Raw genomic sequence first — 18,195 nt, 5'->3', positions numbered from 1 at the left:
CGAGCCTGGAAAGAATGTGAACCTTAAACCTCAACTAGAGGTGTAAAGTATTTCCCGGTATTGCGTTCTCTTGATCGAAGGTAAGCGCCGTTCCCGCGCGCGCGGGCAGCGACACGGGCGTGTCGCGCGTTTCCCCTCGCAAACGAGCGGATCGGGACGTCAGCCGACGACCGGCACCTGCGGGGACGAGACATCGATGCTGCGGGCGTCGGGCTTGGCGACGAGGACGCTGCTGAGGGTGACGCTCTTGAGGACGGAGTCCTCGGAGCTCCCCCACACGACGGTGAGGCCGGTGGACAGCTTCAGCGTCACGTCGTCCAGCGTGCCGGCGGTGACCTCGGTCAGCTGCGCCCGCAGCTCGTCGGGCAGAGAGCGGACGACGAGTCCTGCGGCCTCGAAGACGTCCGACCCCGGGCCACCCTCGACATGCAGGATCGGCTGCCCGTCCGGCACCTGCTCGGTCGTGCTCAACGCGACGCCGGCGGCATCCACGAGCGTGTACCCGGCATCCGACTCGACGACGCCGATCGGTGTGCGCTCGACGATCCGCACGGTGAGGTCATGCGGAGGCTTCGCCTCGAGTGCGTAGGTCTCGATGAGCGGGAACGCCAGCAGAGCCGCCTTGACCTCGCTGTCGTCGACGAGGGCGAGAGGCCGGCCGATCTGGTCGGACAGCGCGGCCTCGACGGTCGCCGCATCGAGTCTGGAGGCGCCGGCGACCGTGATCCGCTCGACGGCGAACAACGGGCTGTACGCGGCGATGACGCTCCCGCCGATGAGGAGCACGACCGCGCCGAGGGCGCCGAGCCACACCATTCGCCGGCGACGCGACCGCTGCGTGAACCGCCTGATCTCGGCGCGCAGGCGCTTGCGGCGCGCACGGGCGGCCTTCCAGACGTCGCGTGCGGTGAGCCCTTCCAGGCTCTCCCGTTCGTCGAACGCATCCGGGTCGCTGTGCTCATCCACCCGGTCGGGCATCCTCTGCTCTGCGCCCGCATCCCCGGCATGCAGGTCGGCCCGTTCGCGCGACGCACTGGGGCGGCGGGGCCGCGCCGGAGCGGACTGCGCCTCCTCCGGCGGAGTCGGAAGCGGGGCCGGGCGACGCACGGGTCAGCCTTCTGCGTTCTGCCGCAGCGCCTCGAGCACCTGCGGGATGATCAGGTAGACGTTGCCGCAGCCCAGGGTGATCACGTAGTCGCCCTCGCGGGCGATCGAGGCGGCGTACTCCGCCGCCTGCTGCCAGTCGGGCACGTAGTGCACGTGCCCCTGGTCGGCGAATGCCCCGCTGACGAGTTCTCCGGTGACGCCGGGGACGGGGTCCTCGCGGGCGCCGTAGACGTCGAGCATGACCGTGTGATCCGCGTGCGTTTCGAGAACCTCGGCGAACTCCCGGTACATGTGCTGGGTGCGGGAGTACGTATGCGGCTGCTGGATCGCGATGATGCGTCCGTCGCCGACGACGCCGCGCGCAGCCTCGAGCGCCGCCTTCACCTCGGTGGGGTGATGGGCGTAGTCGTCGAACACGCTGACGCCGCGCTCGACGCCGTGCAGCTCGAACCGGCGGACGGTCCCGGCGAACCCCTCCACTGCGCGCACGGCGTCGACCAGCCCGTAGCCGAGCGAGAGGAGGACGGCGACCGCGCCGGCGGCGTTGATCGCGTTGTGGACCCCGGCGACGGCGAGCTGCATGCGCTCGGTCTCTCCCCCGCGTGCGATGGTCGCCGCGACGGGACCCGTGGCAGAGATCTCCGTGAGGCGCACATCTGCGCCCTCGGCGGTGCCGAACGTGATGACGTTCGGGTGCGAGAGGCCTGCTGCGACGCGCAGCGCTCCCGGATCGTCGCTCGAGATCACGACCGCTTCGGTGGCGGCATCCGCGAATCGGATGAACGCGTCGTGGAACGCCTCGTCGGATCCGTAGTGGTCGAGGTGATCGGGGTCGACGTTCGTGATCAGCGCGATGGCCGTGTCGTAGAGCAGGAAGGTGCCGTCCGACTCGTCGGCCTCGACGACGAACAGGTCGTCCGCCCCGGAGGCGCTCGAAGTCCCGAGCTGCTCGATGACACCGCCGTTGACGAAGTTCGGATCGGCGCCGAGCGCCTGCAGCGCCGTGACGATCATGCCGGTCGAGGTCGTCTTGCCGTGGGCGCCCGCAACGGAGACGAGCCGGCGCCCTCCGATCAGCCAGTGCAGCGCCTGAGAGCGGTGGATGACGTGCAGTCCGCGTTCTTTCGCGGTGACGAACTCGGGGTTCTCGGGCCAGATCGCTCCGGTGTGCACGACGGTGTCGGCATCTCCGAGGTGCGCGGCGTCGTGGCCGACGTGGACGGTCGCCCCCGCGGCGGCGAGAGCCTGTAGATTGTCGCTGTCGGCCCGGTCGGATCCGGAGACGCGGATGCCGGCATCGAGGAACATCTTCGCCAGGCCGCTCATGCCGGAACCGCCGATCCCGATGAAGTGGGCTGCGGTGATGGACTCCGGGATCGGGAGCGAGAGGTCAGGTCTGATCATGTCGGATCCATCCTAATTCGCGGGGCCCAGGAGCGGGCTCAGCGCCCCGCGCCGAGGGCGCGATCGATCATCGCGATGACGTTCTCGGTGCCCGTGCGCGTGCCGACCTGCTCGGCCGCCGCAGTCATCGCGTCGATGCGGGTGCGGTCGCCCATGAGCGGCACGATCTCCCGGCGCACGACGTCGCCGTCGAACGTGCCGTCCTCGAGCAGGATCGCCGCTCCTGCCGCGATCGCCGACGCCGCGTTCAGACGCTGCTCGCCGTTGCCGACCGCGTAGGGCACGTACACGGCGGGGATGCCGAGCGCGCTGATCTCGCTGACCGTCGCGGATCCGGCTCGCGAGACGATCAGATCCGCGAGAGAGAACGCCAGGTCCATGCGGTCGACGTATCGTCGCATCGCATAGCCGGGCACCTCCGGGTCTTCGAGCTCGCTGCGCTCGCCCGTGATGTGCAGCAGCTGCCATCCGGCGGCGAGCACGTCTCCCCACGAGCCGGCGATGGCCTCGTTCAGGCGCTGAGCGCCGAGCGACCCGCCGAACACGAGCAGCACAGGGCGGCCGGCGTCCAGCCCGAACGCCTCTGCGGCCTCGGCGCGCAGCGCCGCACGGTCCAGGGCGACGATCTCGCGGCGCAGCGGCATCCCGACGACCTCGCTGTTCTTCAGCGGCGTGCCGGCGAAGGCGACGCCGATGCCCGCCGCTCCCCCGGCTCCCAGCCGGTTCGCGAGGCCGGGCTTCGCGTTCGCCTCGTGCACGACGTACGGCACGTTCTCGCGACGAGCCGCGATGTAGGCGGGTGCCGAGGCGTATCCGCCGAAGCCCACCACGACGTCGACCGCGTGCTCGCGGATGTGCCGCCGCACCTGACCGACAGCCCGCCCGAGGCGCGAGGGGAACCTGAGCGCCTGCGCGTTGGGCCGCCGCGGGAACGGCACCTTGTCGACGATGAGCAGCTCGTAGCCGCGCTGCGGGACGAGCCGCGCCTCCAGGCCCTCCTTCGTGCCGAGGACGAGGACGTCGGCGTCGGGCTCCCGCTCGCGCAGTGCGTCGGCGACGGCGAGCAGGGGGTTCACATGCCCGGCGGTGCCACCGCCGGCGAGAAGGTACGAGGTCACTTCGCGACCATACCCCGCTCTGATGCGGGAATCGTGCGAGCGAACGCCAGTAGCACGCCGCACGCGAGGAGCACCGCCAGCAGCGCCGTTCCGCCCTGCGACATGAACGGCAGCGGCACGCCCATGACGGGGAAGACGCCGATCACGACGCCGATGTTGATGAGCGCCTGACCGAGGATCCAGACGGTGATCCCGCCCGTCGCGACGCGGATGAACGGGTCGCTCGTCTTGCGCATGATGTGGAACGCGCCGACCGCGAAGAACGTGAACAGGGCGAGCACGACGATGCAGCCGATGAGACCGAGTTCCTCGCCGACGATCGCGAAGATGAAGTCGTTGGCGGCCGCGGGGAGCCATCCGTACTTCTCCTGCGAATTGCCCAGGCCGAGGCCGAAGATCCCGCCGTTGGCCATGCCCCACACGGCGTGGATCGACTGGTAGCAGTCGTGCTCGTAGTTGCTCATGTCGGAGCAGACCGCGGTGATGCGGCGCATCCGGTCGGGGCTGACGATCGCGAGGGCGACGACGCCGACGATCCCGAGGAGCACGGGCAGGATGAACAGCCGCAGCTTGACCCCGGCGAAGAAGAGGCAGCCGAGCAGGATCAGCACGAGCACCATCGCCGTGCCCAGGTCGTTGCCCGCGATGACCGTCCCGATCGCGAGCAGTGCGACCGGAACGACGGGGATGAACACGTGGTGCCAGATGGCCAGGCGGGTGCGCTTGCGCAGCAGCACGTAGGCGATCCACAGGGCGAGGGCGAGTTTGAGGAACTCCGAGGGCTGCATCGAGACGACGCCGAGGTCGATCCAGTTGCGGTTTCCGGCGTCCTCGATGCCCAGCGGGGTGAACACGAGCAGCTGCATCATCGTCGCGAGGATCAGCGCCGGCCACGCCATCTTCTTGAGGAACCCGATCGGCAGCCTGCTCACGAGGAACATCAGCGGGATGCCGATGACGGCGAACGTGGCCTGCTTGAGCGCGGTGTCCATCACACCGGTCTCGGTCGCGCTCGTGGCCGAGATGACCATGACGATCCCGAAGATCGTCAGCAGCAGCGCCGTGGAGGAGATGAGGAGGAACTCGCTCGAGGGCGGGGTGAAGATGCGGCCGAGCGAGACGCGCGCCGCAAGTCCGCGTGCTCCGGAGTCAGGGTCGGTGCGCGGAGGGCGAGCCACCTGTGTCATCGGCACTCCCCCTGTCGGTCCCAGTACTGTCGATCCACGTGCGCACCGCCTCGGCGAAACGGCGGCCACGATCCGCGTAGCTCGTGAACTGGTCGAAGGATGCCGCCGCCGGGGCCAGCAGCACCGTGCTCCCGTCGGTCGCGATCCCCGCGGCGAGCTGCACCACTCGGGTCATGACATCTTCAGTCTCACCAGTGACGACCTCGTGGACCGGTACGTCCGGCGCGTGTCGTGCGAATGCGGCGACGATCTCGTCGCGCCGCACGCCGATCACCAGTGCTGCGCCCGCCGTGCGGCCGGCGCCCGCGATGAGCTCCGTGAGGTCGACGCCCTTGAGATCGCCGCCGACCACCCAGAGGGCGCCGGGGTACGCGCGCAGCGAGGATGCCGCAGCATGCGGGTTGGTTGCTTTGGAGTCGTCCACCCAGGTGATGCCCGCATGACGGGCGATGACCTGGATGCGGTGCTCGTCGAGGTGGAACCCCGCGAGCGCGCGGCGGATGGCTTCCGGCTGCGTCCCGAGCGCGCGGGCGAGAGCGCTCGCGGCGAGGATGTTCTGGACGATGTGCGGGGCCGACAGTCCGAGTCGCTCGAGCTCGGCGATCGTCGTGAGCTCGAGGGCGCTGTTGCGACGGTCGTCGAGGAAGGCGCGATCGACGAGGATGCCGTCGACGATGCCGAGGTCGCCGGGCCCCGGCACGCCGAGGTCGAACCCGATCGCCCTGGCGCCCTCGGTGACGTCGGCGTCCTCGACCATCTCGCGCGTCGCGAGATCGGCCTTGTTGTAGACGCACGCGACGCGCGTGTTGCGGTAGACGAACGCCTTCGCAGCCCGATAGGCGTCGGCGCTGCCGTGCCAGACGAGGTGGTCGTCGGCGATGTTCAGGCACACCGACGAGTGCGGCACGAGCTCGCCTTCCGGAGCGCTCTGACCGATGTACCAGAGCTGATGGCTGGACAGCTCGACGACGAGCACGTCGAAGCCGGCAGGGTCGCGCACGGCATCCAGCACGGGGACGCCGATGTTGCCGCACGGTGCAGCCCGCAGCCCGCCCTCGACGAGCAGCGTCGCCGTCAGCTGCGTCGTGGTGGTCTTGCCGTTGGTGCCCGTGATGAGCACCCAGTCGGCCGGAGTTCCGTCGGCGCGCACGACCTTGTCGCGCACCCGCCAGGCCAGCTCGACGTCGCCCCACAGGGCGATTCCGGCATCCTGGGTCCAGCGGATCAGCGGATGCGACGGCGCGAAGCCGGGGGATGCGACAACGACCTGCGGTGCGAAGTCGACGAGTTCCTGCGGGACGGCCTCCAGCGGTCCGAGCGCGAGGCGCGCGCCGATGACCGGGACCAGCCGCTCGTACTCCTCGGAGGCGGACTCGGAGATGACGAGGACGTCGGCACCGAGCTCGGTGAGGGTGTCGGCGGCCGAGAACCCCGTGACCGAGAGCCCGAGGACCGCGACGCGCAGACCCTTCCAGTCGGCATGCCAGCTCGTGAGGGCGTCCAGGGGCGCGCTCATGCGAGCGTCAGCCACTCGACGTAGAACAGGCCGATCGCCGCGACCGCGAGGAGCCCGGCGATGATCCACAAGCGCACGACGATCGTGACCTCGAGCCAGCCGCGCATCTCGAGATGGTGGTGGAACGGGCTCATGAGGAACAGGCGCTTGCCGCGGGTGATCTTGAAGTACAGGCGCTGCAGGATCACCGATCCCGACGACAGCACGAAGATCCCGGCGATGACGAGCAGGAGCAGCTCGGTGCGGGTGAGGATCGCCATGGCGGTGATCACGCCGCCGATGGCCATGGATCCGACGTCGCCCATGAACACCTTGGCCTTGGGTGCGTTCCACCACAGGAAGCCGATGAGACCGGAGGCGAAGGACGCCGCCACGATCGCGAGGCTGAACGGATCGCGGACCTCGTAGCACGCGTCGAGCGCATCGCTGTCGACGCCCGTTCCGACGCAGGACTGCTTGAACTGCCAGAAGGCGATGAGGCTGTACGCGCTGACGACGAAGACCCCGGCGCCGGCGGCAAGGCCGTCCAGGCCATCTGTGAGGTTGACGCTGTTGGAGGTCGCGATGCCGATGACGGCGATCCAGACCAGGTAGACGATCCAGCCGATGATCACCCCGAACGCGAACAGGTTCAGCCACGAGATGTCGCGGAACAGCGAGATGTAGCCGCTCGCCGGGGTCTGCTCGTACTGGTTGGGGAAGTTCAGCGCGACGACGCCGAACGGGATCATGACGACGAGCTGACCGATGACCTTGCGCCAGCCGGACAGGCCGAGGCTGCGCTGGGAGCGCACCTTCATGTAGTCGTCGATGAAACCGACGGCTCCGAATCCGACCATGAGCCACAGCACGAGGATGGCCGAGAGCGCAGGCTCGCTGCCGCCGGCTACGACGCCGGTGAAGTAGCCGACGATCGTGCCGACGATGAAGATCACGCCGCCCATGGTGGGCGTGCCGCGCTTGGCCTCGTGGCTCGGGTTCGCGATGTCTTCGGGGGTGCGGATGACCTGCCCCCAGCCCCACCGGCGGAACAGCCGGAGGAAGACAGGGGTGAGGAACAGAGTGAAGGCGAGCGAAATCGCGGCCGCCATGAGGAGTGATCTCACGAGAACAATTCTCCCAGACGATCGCCGAGGTGCCGCAGGCCCACGGAGTTGGACGATTTCACGAGCACGCGGTCGCCGTCGCGCAACTCGGTGCGCAGGTACTCGAACGCGGCATCCTGATCGGGCAGATGGATCGCCTCGCTGTCCCAGGATCCCTCGCCGACGGCGGCGAGATACAGCCGTCGCGCCTCGGGTCCGACCACGACGATGCGCTGGATGTTCAGGCGGACGGCGAGCAGCCCGATCCGATCGTGCTCCTCCCCCGCGGTCTCGCCCAGCTCGCTCATCGCACCGAGGACGGCGACGGTGCGCTCACCCGGAGCGGTGATCTGTGCGAGCGTGCGCAGAGCTGCGGCCATGGAGTCGGGGCTGGCGTTGTAGGCGTCGTTGATGATGCGGACTCGGTCGTTGCCCATCGGCTGCATCCGCCACCGCTCGGCGATCTCGACGGTCTCGAGTCGGGCGATGGCGTCCGCGGGCGACACGCCGAGGGCGCCGGCGGCCGTGATGGCGGCGAGGGCGTTGCCGATGTGGTGGGCGCCCAGCACCTTCAGATGCAGCGGGTAGGACGCGCCGCCCGTCGTGATGGTCGCCCGCGTACCGGATGCCGACACCTCGACATCGGATGCCCGGACGGCGGCTTCCTCGTTCCGGCCGAAGCCGAGGACGGTCATCCCCCGCCCGTCAGCGATCTCGCGCATGGCGGCCACGCGCGGGTCGTCGATGTTCAGGACGGCCGTACCGTCGGCGCGGGATGCCGTGACGAGCTCGGACTTCGCCTTGGCGGTCGCCTCGATCCCGCCGAAGCCCCCGGCGTGCGCCATGCCGACCATGAGGACGACGGCGACGTCGGGTTCCACGAGGCCCGCGAGCTTCGCGATGCTGCCGGGCGCTGCAGCGCCGAACTCGCTGACCAGGTACCGCGTGGTCTCGGTGACGCGGAGCATCGTCACCGGGGCGCCGACCTCATTGTTGTAGGAGTTGATGGGCGCGACCGTCTCGCCGTCGTCCTGCAGGATCCGCGCCAGGAAGTTCTTCGTCGTGGTCTTGCCGTTCGAACCGGTGATGCCGACGATCTTCAGATCGCCTGCTGCGCGCACGCGTGCGACGACCTCGCGGGCGAGTGCGCCGAGTGCCTCGACGACGTCGGGGACGACGATCTGCGTGACCTCGTCGTCGACGAGGTGCTCCACCAGAGCGAGCACCGCACCGTTCGCGACTGCGGCGCCCACGAACCGGTGACCGTCGGTGTCGGCACCGGGCTTGGCGATGAAGATCCCGCCCGCGGTCATGTTCCGCGAATCGGTGTCGACGACGCCGTCGACGAGGGTGCTGTCGGTGTCGGTTCCGACGAGGCGGAGGTCGCCGCCGGTGATGGTTGCGATCTCGGCGAGCGACAGGGCGATCATGACGTCTCCATGCGCGGCACGGGGCCGGCTACTTGAACTTGGGCAGCGGCTCGTCCATCGGCACGGTGGACGGCGATACGCGGTAGGTCTTCAGGACCTGTGTCATCGCCTTCTGGAAGGCGGATGCGGTTGCTGCGGACGATGTAATCCTAGTCGGCTGGTCCAGAGTGACCACGACGGCGTACTTCGGGTCATCGATCGGGGCGATGCCGACCATGCTCGTGTAGTACACGCCCTTCTTGTAGCCGCCCTTGCCGTCGGTGACCTGCGCGGTACCGGTCTTGATGCCGATCCGGTAGCCGGGGATCTTGATCTGATCGGCAAGTCCCCCCTGGACGGCGACGTTCTCGAGCATGCGCTGCAGGGTCGTCGCCGTGCTCTTCTTGATGACCTGCTCGTGCTTCGGAGCCTCGGGGGTGATCACGGTGCCGTCGGGCATCGTGCACGACTCGATCAGTGAGATGTCGATCTTCTCGCCGTCATTGCCGATCGCCTGGTAGACGTTCGCGAGCTGAGGCGCGGTGACGGTGTAGTACTGGCCGAACGTCGTCGTGTAGAGCGACTGCGCGTCCCACTCGGAGACGGGGTGGATCTCACCGGTCGCCTCACGGGGGAAGTCGATGGTCGTCTGTCCGACCCCGAACTTCTCCAGGTAGTCGTAGCGCACCTGCGGGTCGACCATGGTGCCGAACTTGGACAGCGCGACGTTCGAGGAGTCGATGAGGGCCCCTGCGAGTGTGTACTGATAGGCGCCGTGGACGAACGCGTCGTTGATGACGGCGCCGTTGGCGAACTTCTCGTGGCTGGATGCCGTGACCGTCGTGTTCATGTCGACGGCGCCGGAGTCGAGGAGGGCCGCGGCCGTCACGGCCTTGAACGTGGAGCCGGGCTCGAACGTGTTGCCGAACACCTTGGTGCCCCAGTCATCGGGAGACGAGGCGTTCAGGTCGTTGGGGTCGAGGGAGGGCCACTCGGCCGCCGCACGGATCTTGCCCGTCTCGATCTCGACCACCGTGACCGTGCCGGACTGCGCCTTCTGCGTCTGCGCCTCCTCGGCGATCATCTGCTGCAGGTACCACTGCAGGTCGCTGTTGATCGTGAGCGTCACGGTGCCGCCGTCGACGGCATCGACAGTCCGCTCGCTTCCGGGGATCGTGACGCCGTCCTTGCCGCGGAGGTAGCTGCGCTCCCCGCTCGTGGGCGACAGGCACTGCGTCTGCATCTGCTCGATGCCGGCCTGGCCGTCGCCGGCTGAGTCCACGTAGCCGACGACGTTGCCTGCGACGGCGCCGTTCGGATAGACGCGGGTCTCGCGGGCCTTCGCGTAGACGTACAGCAGCCCGAGGTCGCGCAGCTCGAGGTACTTCTCGGTGCTGAGGCCCTTGGCGAGCTGGTAGTACTGCGAGTTCGGGTCGGCCTCGAGGTTGGCCGCGACGGCCGCGCGGAGCTCCTCGGGGTCCTGCCCGATGATCGCTGCGATCCGGTCGGATGCCTCGTTCCACGGCACCTTGGGAGGGTTCTTCTCGTCGTCCTCGAGCTCCTGCATGAGGCTCGGGCTGAGCTGGGCGTCGTAGACCTTGACGCTCGCGGCGAGCGCGATTCCGTTCTGATCGACGATCGAACCACGGTCGCCGTGGATCGTGTCGGTGCTGCCGAGCTGGCCGACCTGGAGCGAGTCCTCGACGTGGTCGCTGGCGCTGACGACCTGGATGTCGACCAGGCGCACGACGAACGCCGACAGCACGATGAGGATGACGGCGAGGGCGACGACGGTCCGGCGGCGCGGTCCGCGCGTGGCTCGAGTGGTCATGCGGCTCTCTCCGTGTCCTGTGTCAGCAGTGGGTCGGTGTCAGCGGGTGGTGGGGCTGGGGAGACCATCGGTGATGGCCGGCGGCAGGTCGGGGTCCTTCGTCGTGCTCGTCTCGGCGTTCTCCTCCGCCGCGACCGCCTCCTGCGCGTCCTCGTCGAGCAGAGCGTTGTTGACGGCGCCCGCTCCCTCCGGATTGACCGTCGAGCCCCAGCTGGCGCCCTCGTCCGAACCGAGCACGGCCGAGTCGCTCAGTCGCAGGTACGACGCCGGGCCCGCGACGACGAGACCCAGCTGAGAGGCCTTCGTCGCCAGGAGCTGCGGTGACGAGATCCCGGCGAGATCGTCCTGCAGAGCGCTGGTCTGAAGATCGAGTTCGCGCTGCTGGGAGGTGAGGTCGGCGAGGACGAACGAGTCGTTGGTGATCGCCAGCGACAGCCCGATCTGCGCGGCGGCGATCGCGGCGGCGCCGGCCACCGCGACGAGGGCATAGGCGAGCTTCGGGCGTCGACGCGGGGCCGGTGCCGTGACGCTCGTGAGGCGGCGCTCCGTACGGGGCGCCGCGGTGTTCGGCCGGGGGGACTCGGGCAGCAGGGCTGCTGCGGTGGCGCGGCTCATGCGGCCTCCCTCACTCGTTCTGCGGCGCGCAGGCGCACCGGTATGGCACGCGGATTGCGCGCCTTCTCCTCGTCGCTCGCGAGTTCGGCTCCCTTGGTGAGCGTGCGGAATCGCGGTGCGTGCTCGGGCAGTTCGACGGGAAGCCCCGCCGGCGCCGTCGACGCGGATGCCGCGGCGAACGCCTGCTTGACGAGGCGGTCCTCCAGCGACTGGTAACTCATGATCACGATCCGGCCGCCGACGGCGAGAGCATCCATCGCGGCGGGAATCGCGTCGGCGAGCACGCTCAGCTCCGAGTTCACCTCGATGCGCAGAGCTTGGAACACGCGCTTGGCGGGGTGACCGGCGCGCTGCGCAGCTGCCGGGGTCGCGGACTGCAGCAGGTCCACGAGGTCCTGGGAGCGGACCAGCGGCTTCTCGTCGCGCGCCTGCACGATGAAGCGGGCGTAGCGTGCGGCGAGCTTCTCCTCGCCGTACCGCTCGAAGATGCGGCGGAGGTTGCCCTCGCTGTAGGTCGCGAGCACCTCGGCCGCGGTCACGCCCTTGGTCTGGTCCATCCGCATGTCCAGCGGAGCATCCTTGGAGTAGGCGAAGCCGCGGTCTGCTTCGTCGAGCTGGAGCGAGGAGACGCCGAGGTCCATGAGGATGGCCGAGGCACCCTGCGCGTGCAGGCCGATCTCGTCGTAGACGGTGTGGACCAGGGTGACGCGGTCGGCGAAGCGCGCGAGGCGTTCGCCGGCGATGCGCAGCGCGTCGGTGTCGCGGTCGAGGCCGATCAGGCGGATGTTCGGGAATCGCTCGAGCAGCGCTTCGGAGTGCCCGCCCATGCCGAGCGTCGCATCGACGACGATCGCGCCGTCGTGCTGCAGCGCCGGGGCCATGAGCTCGATGCAGCGCTCGAGGAGTACTGGGGTGTGGATGTCGCGGAGGTTCATGATCGTTTCCGGGGACCTGGGCCCTGATCCCCCTCCGCTTCACGACCCGGCACCGGGGAAGTGTGTCGGGGCGGGAGCGGCGGGGCATCACAGCCGAGGTCAGAAGAGTCCGGGAATCACCTCCTGCTCCAGTTCTGAGTAGCTCTCCTCGCCGGCGGCGAGGTAGTCGTTCCAGGCCGCGGCATCCCAGATCTCGGCGTGGGCGCCGACGCCGGTGACGATGAGCTCCTTCTCGAGCCCCGCGTACTGACGGAGGTGACCGGGGATGGTGATGCGGTTCTGGCTGTCGGGCATCTCTGCGCTGGCCCCCGAGAGGAACATGCGCAGGAAGTCACGGGCCTGCTTGTTGCTGAGCGGCGCTTGCCGGATCCGCTCGTGCATCGCCTCGAACTCGGCCGTGCTGAAGACGTAGAGGCAGCGCTCCTGACCGCGGGTGACGACGATGCCGCCTCCGAGGTCTTCACGGAACTTCGCCGGAAGGATGACGCGCCCTTTGTCGTCGAGCTTCGGTGAATACGTTCCCAGCAACATCGGCCATCACCCCCCTTCGTCCGGCCAACTCGAGGTGTTCCCCACTTTACTCCACTTCCCTCCACTTATATAGGAAGAGTTGCGAAGAGAATGGCAGAACTTCGGAGCACACGCGAGCAGACCCGCAGGATTCCGCGGATCAAGGGCATGGATTACCAGTGGAGGACAGTGGAGCCGGAGTGGAGGAGATCGTCTCAGAACGACGAAAAAGCCCGGATGCTCTGCGCATCCGGGCTTGTGAAGTGGGGGCTGGTGGAGGCCCCGGGGTCAGTGACCCTCGTGGCGGCGATCCCAGCGGTCATTCATGCGGTCCATGAAAGACGAGGAGTTCTGCGGGCCCTTCGGCGTCTGGGCCTTCGGCGAACGGCTCGTGCCGGTGCGGCGCGTGGGGGTCGCGGCGAGGATCACGCCGGCGAGCATGGCCGCGAAGCCGATGACGCCGACGACGATGCTGACGACCGCGCCGAGCTGGCTGCCCAGTGCGACGCCGGCGACGAGCGCTCCGATGCCGACCAGCAGCAGGACAGCGCCGTAGACGAGGTTACGGTAGCTGAGTGCTCGATCGCCGGAGGGCGCGCTGACGATGTCGGCATCGTTGTGCAGGAGATGGCGTTCCATCTCATCGAGCAGACGCTGCTCCTGTTCAGACAGTGGCATGACGCCTCCCTCGGGTCAGTGTCCTCCAGTTTACGCTCAGCGCGCGGGCTGAGGCTAGGTTTCGGCTGAGAACCTAAGCTGATTATCGTGCCCCTCTCCCAGCAAGTCCAGCAGGCCGTCGCCACCCGCCTGGATCGCTTCACCGCACGTCTGCGGGCCGAGTCCGCGGAGTACGGGCCCGATGCCGCATTGTTCATCGAATCCGCCGTCGCCACTCTGCAGGGAGGCAAGCGTCTGCGGGCGCGCTTCTGCCACGCCGGCTGGCAGGCGGTCGCCCGTTTCGCGGACCGGACGGCGGCTGAGTCCGACGCCGTATGGGACCTGTGCGCCGCGCTCGAGGTGTTCCAGTCGGCCGCGCTCGTGCACGACGATCTGATCGACAACTCCGACACCCGCCGCGGCAGGCCCGCTGCACACCGCGCTCTCGAGCACGAGCACGTCGCCCGCTCATGGGGCGGCGATGCGGCGGCGTTCGGCCGCTCGGCCGCCATCCTGCTCGGCGACCTGCTCATCTCGTGGAGCGATGATCTGCTTGAAGATGCTCTCGCGCAGCATCCGCACGCCCCCGACGTCCGCGCCGGATACGCGCGGATGCGTCGTGACGTCACCACCGGCCAGTTCCTCGACATCGCCGAGGAATCGGCGTGGCGCGTCAATCCCGACGACGAGCACGCCGAGCGCGCCCTGCGCGTCGTCTCGCTGAAATCGGCCAGATACAGCATCGAGCAGCCGCTCGCGCTGGGTGCGGAGCTGGCCGGGGCGGATGCCGACCAGCTCCGCGCGCTGCGCGCGTTCGGGCATCCGGTCGGGATGGCCTTCCAGCTGCGCGATGACGTGCTGGGCGTGTTCGGCGACGAGTCCGTCACCGGCAAGCCGGCGGGAGACGACCTGCGCGAGGGCAAGCGGACCGTGCTCGTGGCGCTCACACGTCAGCACCTCGACGCCCCCGCGCGCCGCGTGCTCGACGACCTGCTGGGCGATCCTGACCTCGATGCGAGCCAGGTCGCGGCACTGCAGGCGACGATCACGGCCTCGGGAGCGCTGGACCGCGTCGAGGCGATGATCGAGGACTACGCCGCAGAGGCCGATCGCGCCCTGTCGGGCGCACGGCTCGAGACTGCGGCGGTCGGCACGCTCCGCGAGCTCGCCAGGGCGGCGACGGTCAGAACCGCCTGAGGCCTCAGGCCAGTGCGCGCGCGACGCGGCGGACGGCGCTCTTGTGCCCGTCGAGGAGCGCGGCGATGGGCGTTCTGCCCAGCTCCTCATCCTCGGCGAGCAGCCAGTCGATGATCTCGTCGTCGGAGAAGCCTGCATCTGCGAGCACGATGATCGTTCCGCGCAGAGAGGCCAGTGGGCGTCCGTCGACGATGAAGATGCCGGGAACGGCGAACGCGCCGTTGCGGGTCGAGCCGACCAGATGCTGCTCGGCGATCAGTCGGCGGACCCGGCCGAGCGGCTCCCCCAGGGCCTCGACGAGGTCAGGAGTGGTCAGCCAGTCGCCGGGGGATGCTGCAGGTACGTCAGACACGTCTCGACTATCTCACCTCCGCCGCGATGGCGCACATCGCCTCTTCTGTCACATGCATCACATTCGTCACTTTGGTTGACTTCCCTTTACATCCGTGTCAGCGTTTCAGGGTCCGAACAGGAGGGAAACCGTGAGACTCGCAGCGATGTCGAACCGCAAGAGATCCGCCCAGATCGGTGCGCCGGCCGCGATGGTCAGCGTCCTGGTCGGAGCGCTGGCCGCAACGCCCGCGCACGCCGCGGCTCCCGCGGACACGGCACCCACGCCCCTGCAGGCACGCGCTGGCGGCGCGCTCCAGCTCGAGAAGACCCCTCGCCCCGTCCCGGCAGCCGCGAAGCCCGCCTCGTACACTGTGCGTCCGGGCGACACGATCGCCGGCATCGCACAGCGGCACGGCCTCGCCGCGGCCGACGTCCTGACATGGAACGGCCTGGGCTGGCGGACGGTCATCTACCCCGGTCAGACGATCCGTCTCGCTGCTCCTGCTCCCGCCCCATCAGCGAGCACGCCGGCCGCCCCGGCGCCGGCCGCGGCTCCGTCGACCACGGCCACGGGCTCGCACACCGTCGTCGCGGGCGACACGATCTTCGCGATCGCGAAGAAGCACGGCACGTCTGTCGACGCGGTCCTCGCCGCGAACGGTCTGGGCCGCGGCTCGATCATCTACCCGGGTCAGACGATCCGCATCGCGGCCGCGAACGCGCCGCAGCCGGCCGCAGCGGCCGCCCCGGCATCCGTTCCCACGCCGTCCGCCGCATCCACCTCGGCCGACCTCAACGCGCTCCAGGCGGAGAACGCCACCCTCATCATCCGCATCGGCCACGAACTCGGCGTCCCCGAGCGCGGCATCGCCATCGCACTGGGCACGTCCATGGTCGAGGCCTGGCTCCGCAACCTCGAATGGGGCGACCGCGACTCTCTGGGACTGTTCCAGCAGCGCAGCAGCACCGGGTGGGGCGAGCCCGAGCAGATCATGAATCGCGGGTACAGCATCCGCGCGTTCTTCGTCGGCGCGTCCAACCCGGACGGCACGACCACCCGGGGCCTCCTGGACATCCCGGGGTGGGAGAAGATGTCGTTCGCCGAGGCCGCCCAGGCCGTGCAGATCTCCGCGTACCCCGATCGCTACGCGAAATGGGAGCAGGCGGCGTACACCTGGCTCGACCTCTACGGCTGAGCGTCGCCGCATACCTGCTGTGCGCGGAATACCGGGCCAAGGGTGAGGCGCTCCCCGGGCTTTCAGCCAGCTCTCCATAGAATCTGTACGTGACGACCAATCAGCAGGCAGACGCCCTCATCGGGCGGCTTGTCGACGGTCGGTACCGGGTCCGTGCGCGGATCGCGCGCGGCGGCATGGCCACCGTGTACGTCGCCACCGATCTCCGCCTCGAGCGGCGCATCGCCCTCAAAGTCATGCACGGTCACCTCAGCGACGACGCCGTGTTCCAGAGCCGGTTCATCCAGGAGGCCCGTGCGGCCGCGCGCCTCGCGGATCCGCACGTCGTCAACGTCTTCGATCAGGGGCAGGACGGCGAACTCGCCTACCTCGTGATGGAGTATCTGCCCGGGATCACGCTGCGGGAGCTCCTCCGCGAGCAGAAGCGGCTCACGGTCCCGCAGACGATCTCCATCATGGATGCGATCCTGTCAGGGCTCGCGGCGGCTCACAAAGCCGGCATCGTGCACCGGGACGTCAAGCCCGAGAACGTTCTGCTCGCCGAAGACGGCCGCATCAAGATCGGCGACTTCGGACTCGCGCGGGCCACCACGGCGAACACCGCCACCGGGCAGCAGCTGCTCGGCACGATCGCATATCTCGCCCCCGAGCTGGTCACGCGCGGCACGGCCGATGCGCGCAGCGACATCTACGCCCTCGGCATCATGCTCTACGAGATGCTCGTCGGCGAGCAGCCCTACAAGGGCGAGCAGCCCATGCAGATCGCATTCCAGCATGCGACGGAGTCGGTTCCGCGGCCGAGCGTCCGCAACCCCGGTGTGCCCGAGCAGTTGGACGAGCTCGTGCTGTGGTCGACGGAGAAGTCTCCGGACGAGCGTCCGGACGACGCCCAGCAGATGCTCGACCGGCTGCGCGAGATCGAGCGTCAGCTCGGCATCTCCCCCGCGCCTGCCGCGACCACGGCACCGATCCGCAAGCAGTCCGACTCGGGCGATCTCACCAAGGTCATGCCTTCGACCATGGTTCTCGATCCCGTCACGGGGCCCGTCGCCGCGCAACCGGTGGACAACGCGACACTGCTGCGCCGCCGCACCTCGAAGCGCCGGGCACGCGGAGCGTTCCTGCTCGCCCTCGTCATGCTGCTCGCCGTGCTCGCCGGAGGCGTCGGCTGGTGGTTCGGGTCGGGGCCGGGTTCGCTCGTGGCTGTGCCCTCGGTCGCCGGGATGACGTACGACGAGGCAGCCGCCGCGCTGAAGGACGAGGGCTTCGTCGCCGTGCAGGCGGGTGAGAGCTCGGTCGACGTGGACCCGGACGTCGCGATCCGAACGGAACCCGCAGAAGGAGACCGTCTCGACAAAGGCACGGAGGTCACGGTCTTCATCTCGACGGGGCCGGCCCCTCGCACGGTCGAGACGCTCAACGGCAAGACCGTGGATGAAGCGCGGGACTATCTCGCCGGGCTCGGGATCAACGTCTCCGACGACGTGCTGAAGCTCTACTCGAACGCCGGCAACGACATCGTGATCAACGCGACCATCACGCCGCGCGGTGGCGGCGACGCCGTCGCCTGCGGCGAGGGCTGCGAGGTCTTCGAGGACGACACCGCCAACCTCGTCGTGTCGCTCGGCGGCCTGCCGGACGTCACCGGCATGACCGTCAACGAGGCGTCGAACGCACTGGGCGAGAAGCAGATCACGACGAACACCGTCGAGGAGTACAGCAACGACGTCGAGCAGGGCCGCGTGATCCGCACCGGGGAGCGAGACGGCGGCGGTAACTGGCGCCCCGGCGACACCATGACGCTCGTCGTCTCGCTCGGGCCGCAGCTGTTCGAGGTCCCCGAGGTGTCGGGCATGACGCGCGACGAAGCCGCTCAGGCGCTTCGGGATGCCGGATTCGAGCCGACATGGAACGGCTTCTGGAGCGCATTGGCCGACTCCAACACCGAAGTCACCGGAACCGATCCGGCCGCGGGATCCATGCGCCGCTCCGGAGCCGAGGTCTACATGCAGATCCGCGGCGTCCTCTAGCGGTCGTCCCGCCCGTCGTCAACGCAGAAACCGCCCTTCCTCGGCATCCGGAAGGGCGGTTCGCG

General features: G+C 68.9%; 16 protein-coding genes. 3 read left to right on the top strand and 13 right to left on the bottom strand.

The annotated features are described in order from the left end of the window. Nucleotides 1-159: 159 nt before the first annotated feature. The 12 genes from HWX58_RS12075 to HWX58_RS12020 all read right to left on the bottom strand — a co-directional run bounded on the left by HWX58_RS12075 (nt 160) and on the right by HWX58_RS12020 (nt 13,395). On the bottom strand, nt 160-1,107 hold the full coding sequence (locus HWX58_RS12075; protein ID WP_250646223.1) for a cell division protein FtsQ/DivIB: 948 nt from the start codon (nt 1,105-1,107) through the stop codon (nt 160-162). Between the two features lie 3 nt (nt 1,108-1,110). Next, nucleotides 1,111-2,511 carry a UDP-N-acetylmuramate--L-alanine ligase gene (gene murC / locus HWX58_RS12070; RefSeq protein ID WP_175988055.1) on the bottom strand — a complete coding sequence of 467 codons (1,401 nt, stop codon included), beginning with the start codon at nt 2,509-2,511 and terminating at the stop codon, nt 1,111-1,113. Nucleotides 2,512-2,549: 38 nt separating this feature from the next. Further along, nucleotides 2,550-3,629, bottom strand: coding sequence for a UDP-N-acetylglucosamine--N-acetylmuramyl-(pentapeptide) pyrophosphoryl-undecaprenol N-acetylglucosamine transferase (locus HWX58_RS12065; RefSeq protein ID WP_175988054.1), 1,080 nt, complete (start codon nt 3,627-3,629; stop codon nt 2,550-2,552). Next, on the bottom strand, nt 3,626-4,816 hold the full coding sequence (gene ftsW / locus HWX58_RS12060; protein WP_175988053.1) for a putative lipid II flippase FtsW: 1,191 nt from the start codon (nt 4,814-4,816) through the stop codon (nt 3,626-3,628). The genes HWX58_RS12065 and ftsW overlap by 4 nt, the downstream gene beginning before the upstream one ends. Beyond that, a complete protein-coding gene (gene murD, locus HWX58_RS12055; RefSeq protein WP_175988052.1) occupies nt 4,779-6,332 on the bottom strand; it encodes a UDP-N-acetylmuramoyl-L-alanine--D-glutamate ligase in 1,554 nt (517 codons plus the stop codon). Before murD ends, ftsW begins: the two co-directional genes overlap by 38 nt. Next, entirely contained in the window at nt 6,329-7,438 is a 1,110-nt protein-coding gene (gene mraY / locus HWX58_RS12050) for a phospho-N-acetylmuramoyl-pentapeptide-transferase (protein ID WP_175988051.1), read from the bottom strand. The genes murD and mraY overlap by 4 nt, the downstream gene beginning before the upstream one ends. Further along, on the bottom strand, nt 7,435-8,847 hold the full coding sequence (locus HWX58_RS12045) for a UDP-N-acetylmuramoyl-tripeptide--D-alanyl-D-alanine ligase (protein ID WP_175988050.1): 1,413 nt from the start codon (nt 8,845-8,847) through the stop codon (nt 7,435-7,437). Before HWX58_RS12045 ends, mraY begins: the two co-directional genes overlap by 4 nt. Before the next feature lie 28 nt (nt 8,848-8,875). Further along, the gene (locus HWX58_RS12040; RefSeq protein WP_175988049.1) at nt 8,876-10,657 is read right to left on the bottom strand and encodes a peptidoglycan D,D-transpeptidase FtsI family protein; all 1,782 of its coding nucleotides are present in this window, start codon (nt 10,655-10,657) and stop codon (nt 8,876-8,878) included. Between the two features lie 39 nt (nt 10,658-10,696). Further along, nucleotides 10,697-11,272, bottom strand: coding sequence for a cell division protein FtsL (gene ftsL / locus HWX58_RS12035; protein ID WP_250646222.1), 576 nt, complete (start codon nt 11,270-11,272; stop codon nt 10,697-10,699). Next, nucleotides 11,269-12,207, bottom strand: coding sequence for a 16S rRNA (cytosine(1402)-N(4))-methyltransferase RsmH (rsmH, locus tag HWX58_RS12030; RefSeq protein WP_175988047.1), 939 nt, complete (start codon nt 12,205-12,207; stop codon nt 11,269-11,271). The genes ftsL and rsmH overlap by 4 nt, the downstream gene beginning before the upstream one ends. Before the next feature lie 99 nt (nt 12,208-12,306). Further along, entirely contained in the window at nt 12,307-12,738 is a 432-nt protein-coding gene (gene mraZ / locus HWX58_RS12025; protein WP_175988045.1) for a division/cell wall cluster transcriptional repressor MraZ, read from the bottom strand. Between the two features lie 267 nt (nt 12,739-13,005). Beyond that, nucleotides 13,006-13,395, bottom strand: coding sequence for an SCO2097 family morphological protein (locus tag HWX58_RS12020; protein WP_175988043.1), 390 nt, complete (start codon nt 13,393-13,395; stop codon nt 13,006-13,008). 87 nt (nt 13,396-13,482) lie between these two features. Between HWX58_RS12020 and HWX58_RS12015 the strand changes: the two genes are divergently transcribed. Further along, nucleotides 13,483-14,571 carry a polyprenyl synthetase family protein gene (locus HWX58_RS12015; protein WP_175988041.1) on the top strand — a complete coding sequence of 363 codons (1,089 nt, stop codon included), beginning with the start codon at nt 13,483-13,485 and terminating at the stop codon, nt 14,569-14,571. A 4-nt stretch (nt 14,572-14,575) separates the two neighbouring features. Here HWX58_RS12015 and HWX58_RS12010 read toward each other — a convergent pair whose 3' ends face one another. Continuing rightward, the gene (locus HWX58_RS12010; RefSeq protein ID WP_175988039.1) at nt 14,576-14,923 is read right to left on the bottom strand and encodes an Rv2175c family DNA-binding protein; all 348 of its coding nucleotides are present in this window, start codon (nt 14,921-14,923) and stop codon (nt 14,576-14,578) included. A 190-nt stretch (nt 14,924-15,113) separates the two neighbouring features. Here HWX58_RS12010 and HWX58_RS12005 point away from each other — a divergent pair, with 190 nt between their 5' ends. After that, nucleotides 15,114-16,100, top strand: a complete 987-nt coding sequence (locus tag HWX58_RS12005) for a LysM peptidoglycan-binding domain-containing protein (protein ID WP_175988127.1) — start codon at nt 15,114-15,116, stop codon at nt 16,098-16,100. 89 nt (nt 16,101-16,189) lie between these two features. Then, nucleotides 16,190-18,130: a Stk1 family PASTA domain-containing Ser/Thr kinase gene (pknB, locus tag HWX58_RS12000; protein ID WP_175988037.1), complete on the top strand. Its 1,941-nt coding sequence runs from the start codon at nt 16,190-16,192 to the stop codon at nt 18,128-18,130. Nucleotides 18,131-18,195 lie beyond the last annotated feature (65 nt).

The organism is Microbacterium tenebrionis, from assembly GCF_903645325.1.
GTDB classification, from domain to species: Bacteria; Actinomycetota; Actinomycetes; order Actinomycetales; family Microbacteriaceae; genus Microbacterium; species Microbacterium tenebrionis.
The sequence above is the reverse complement of the archived record's forward strand: the minus strand, read 5'-3'. Positions and strand labels throughout refer to the sequence as shown.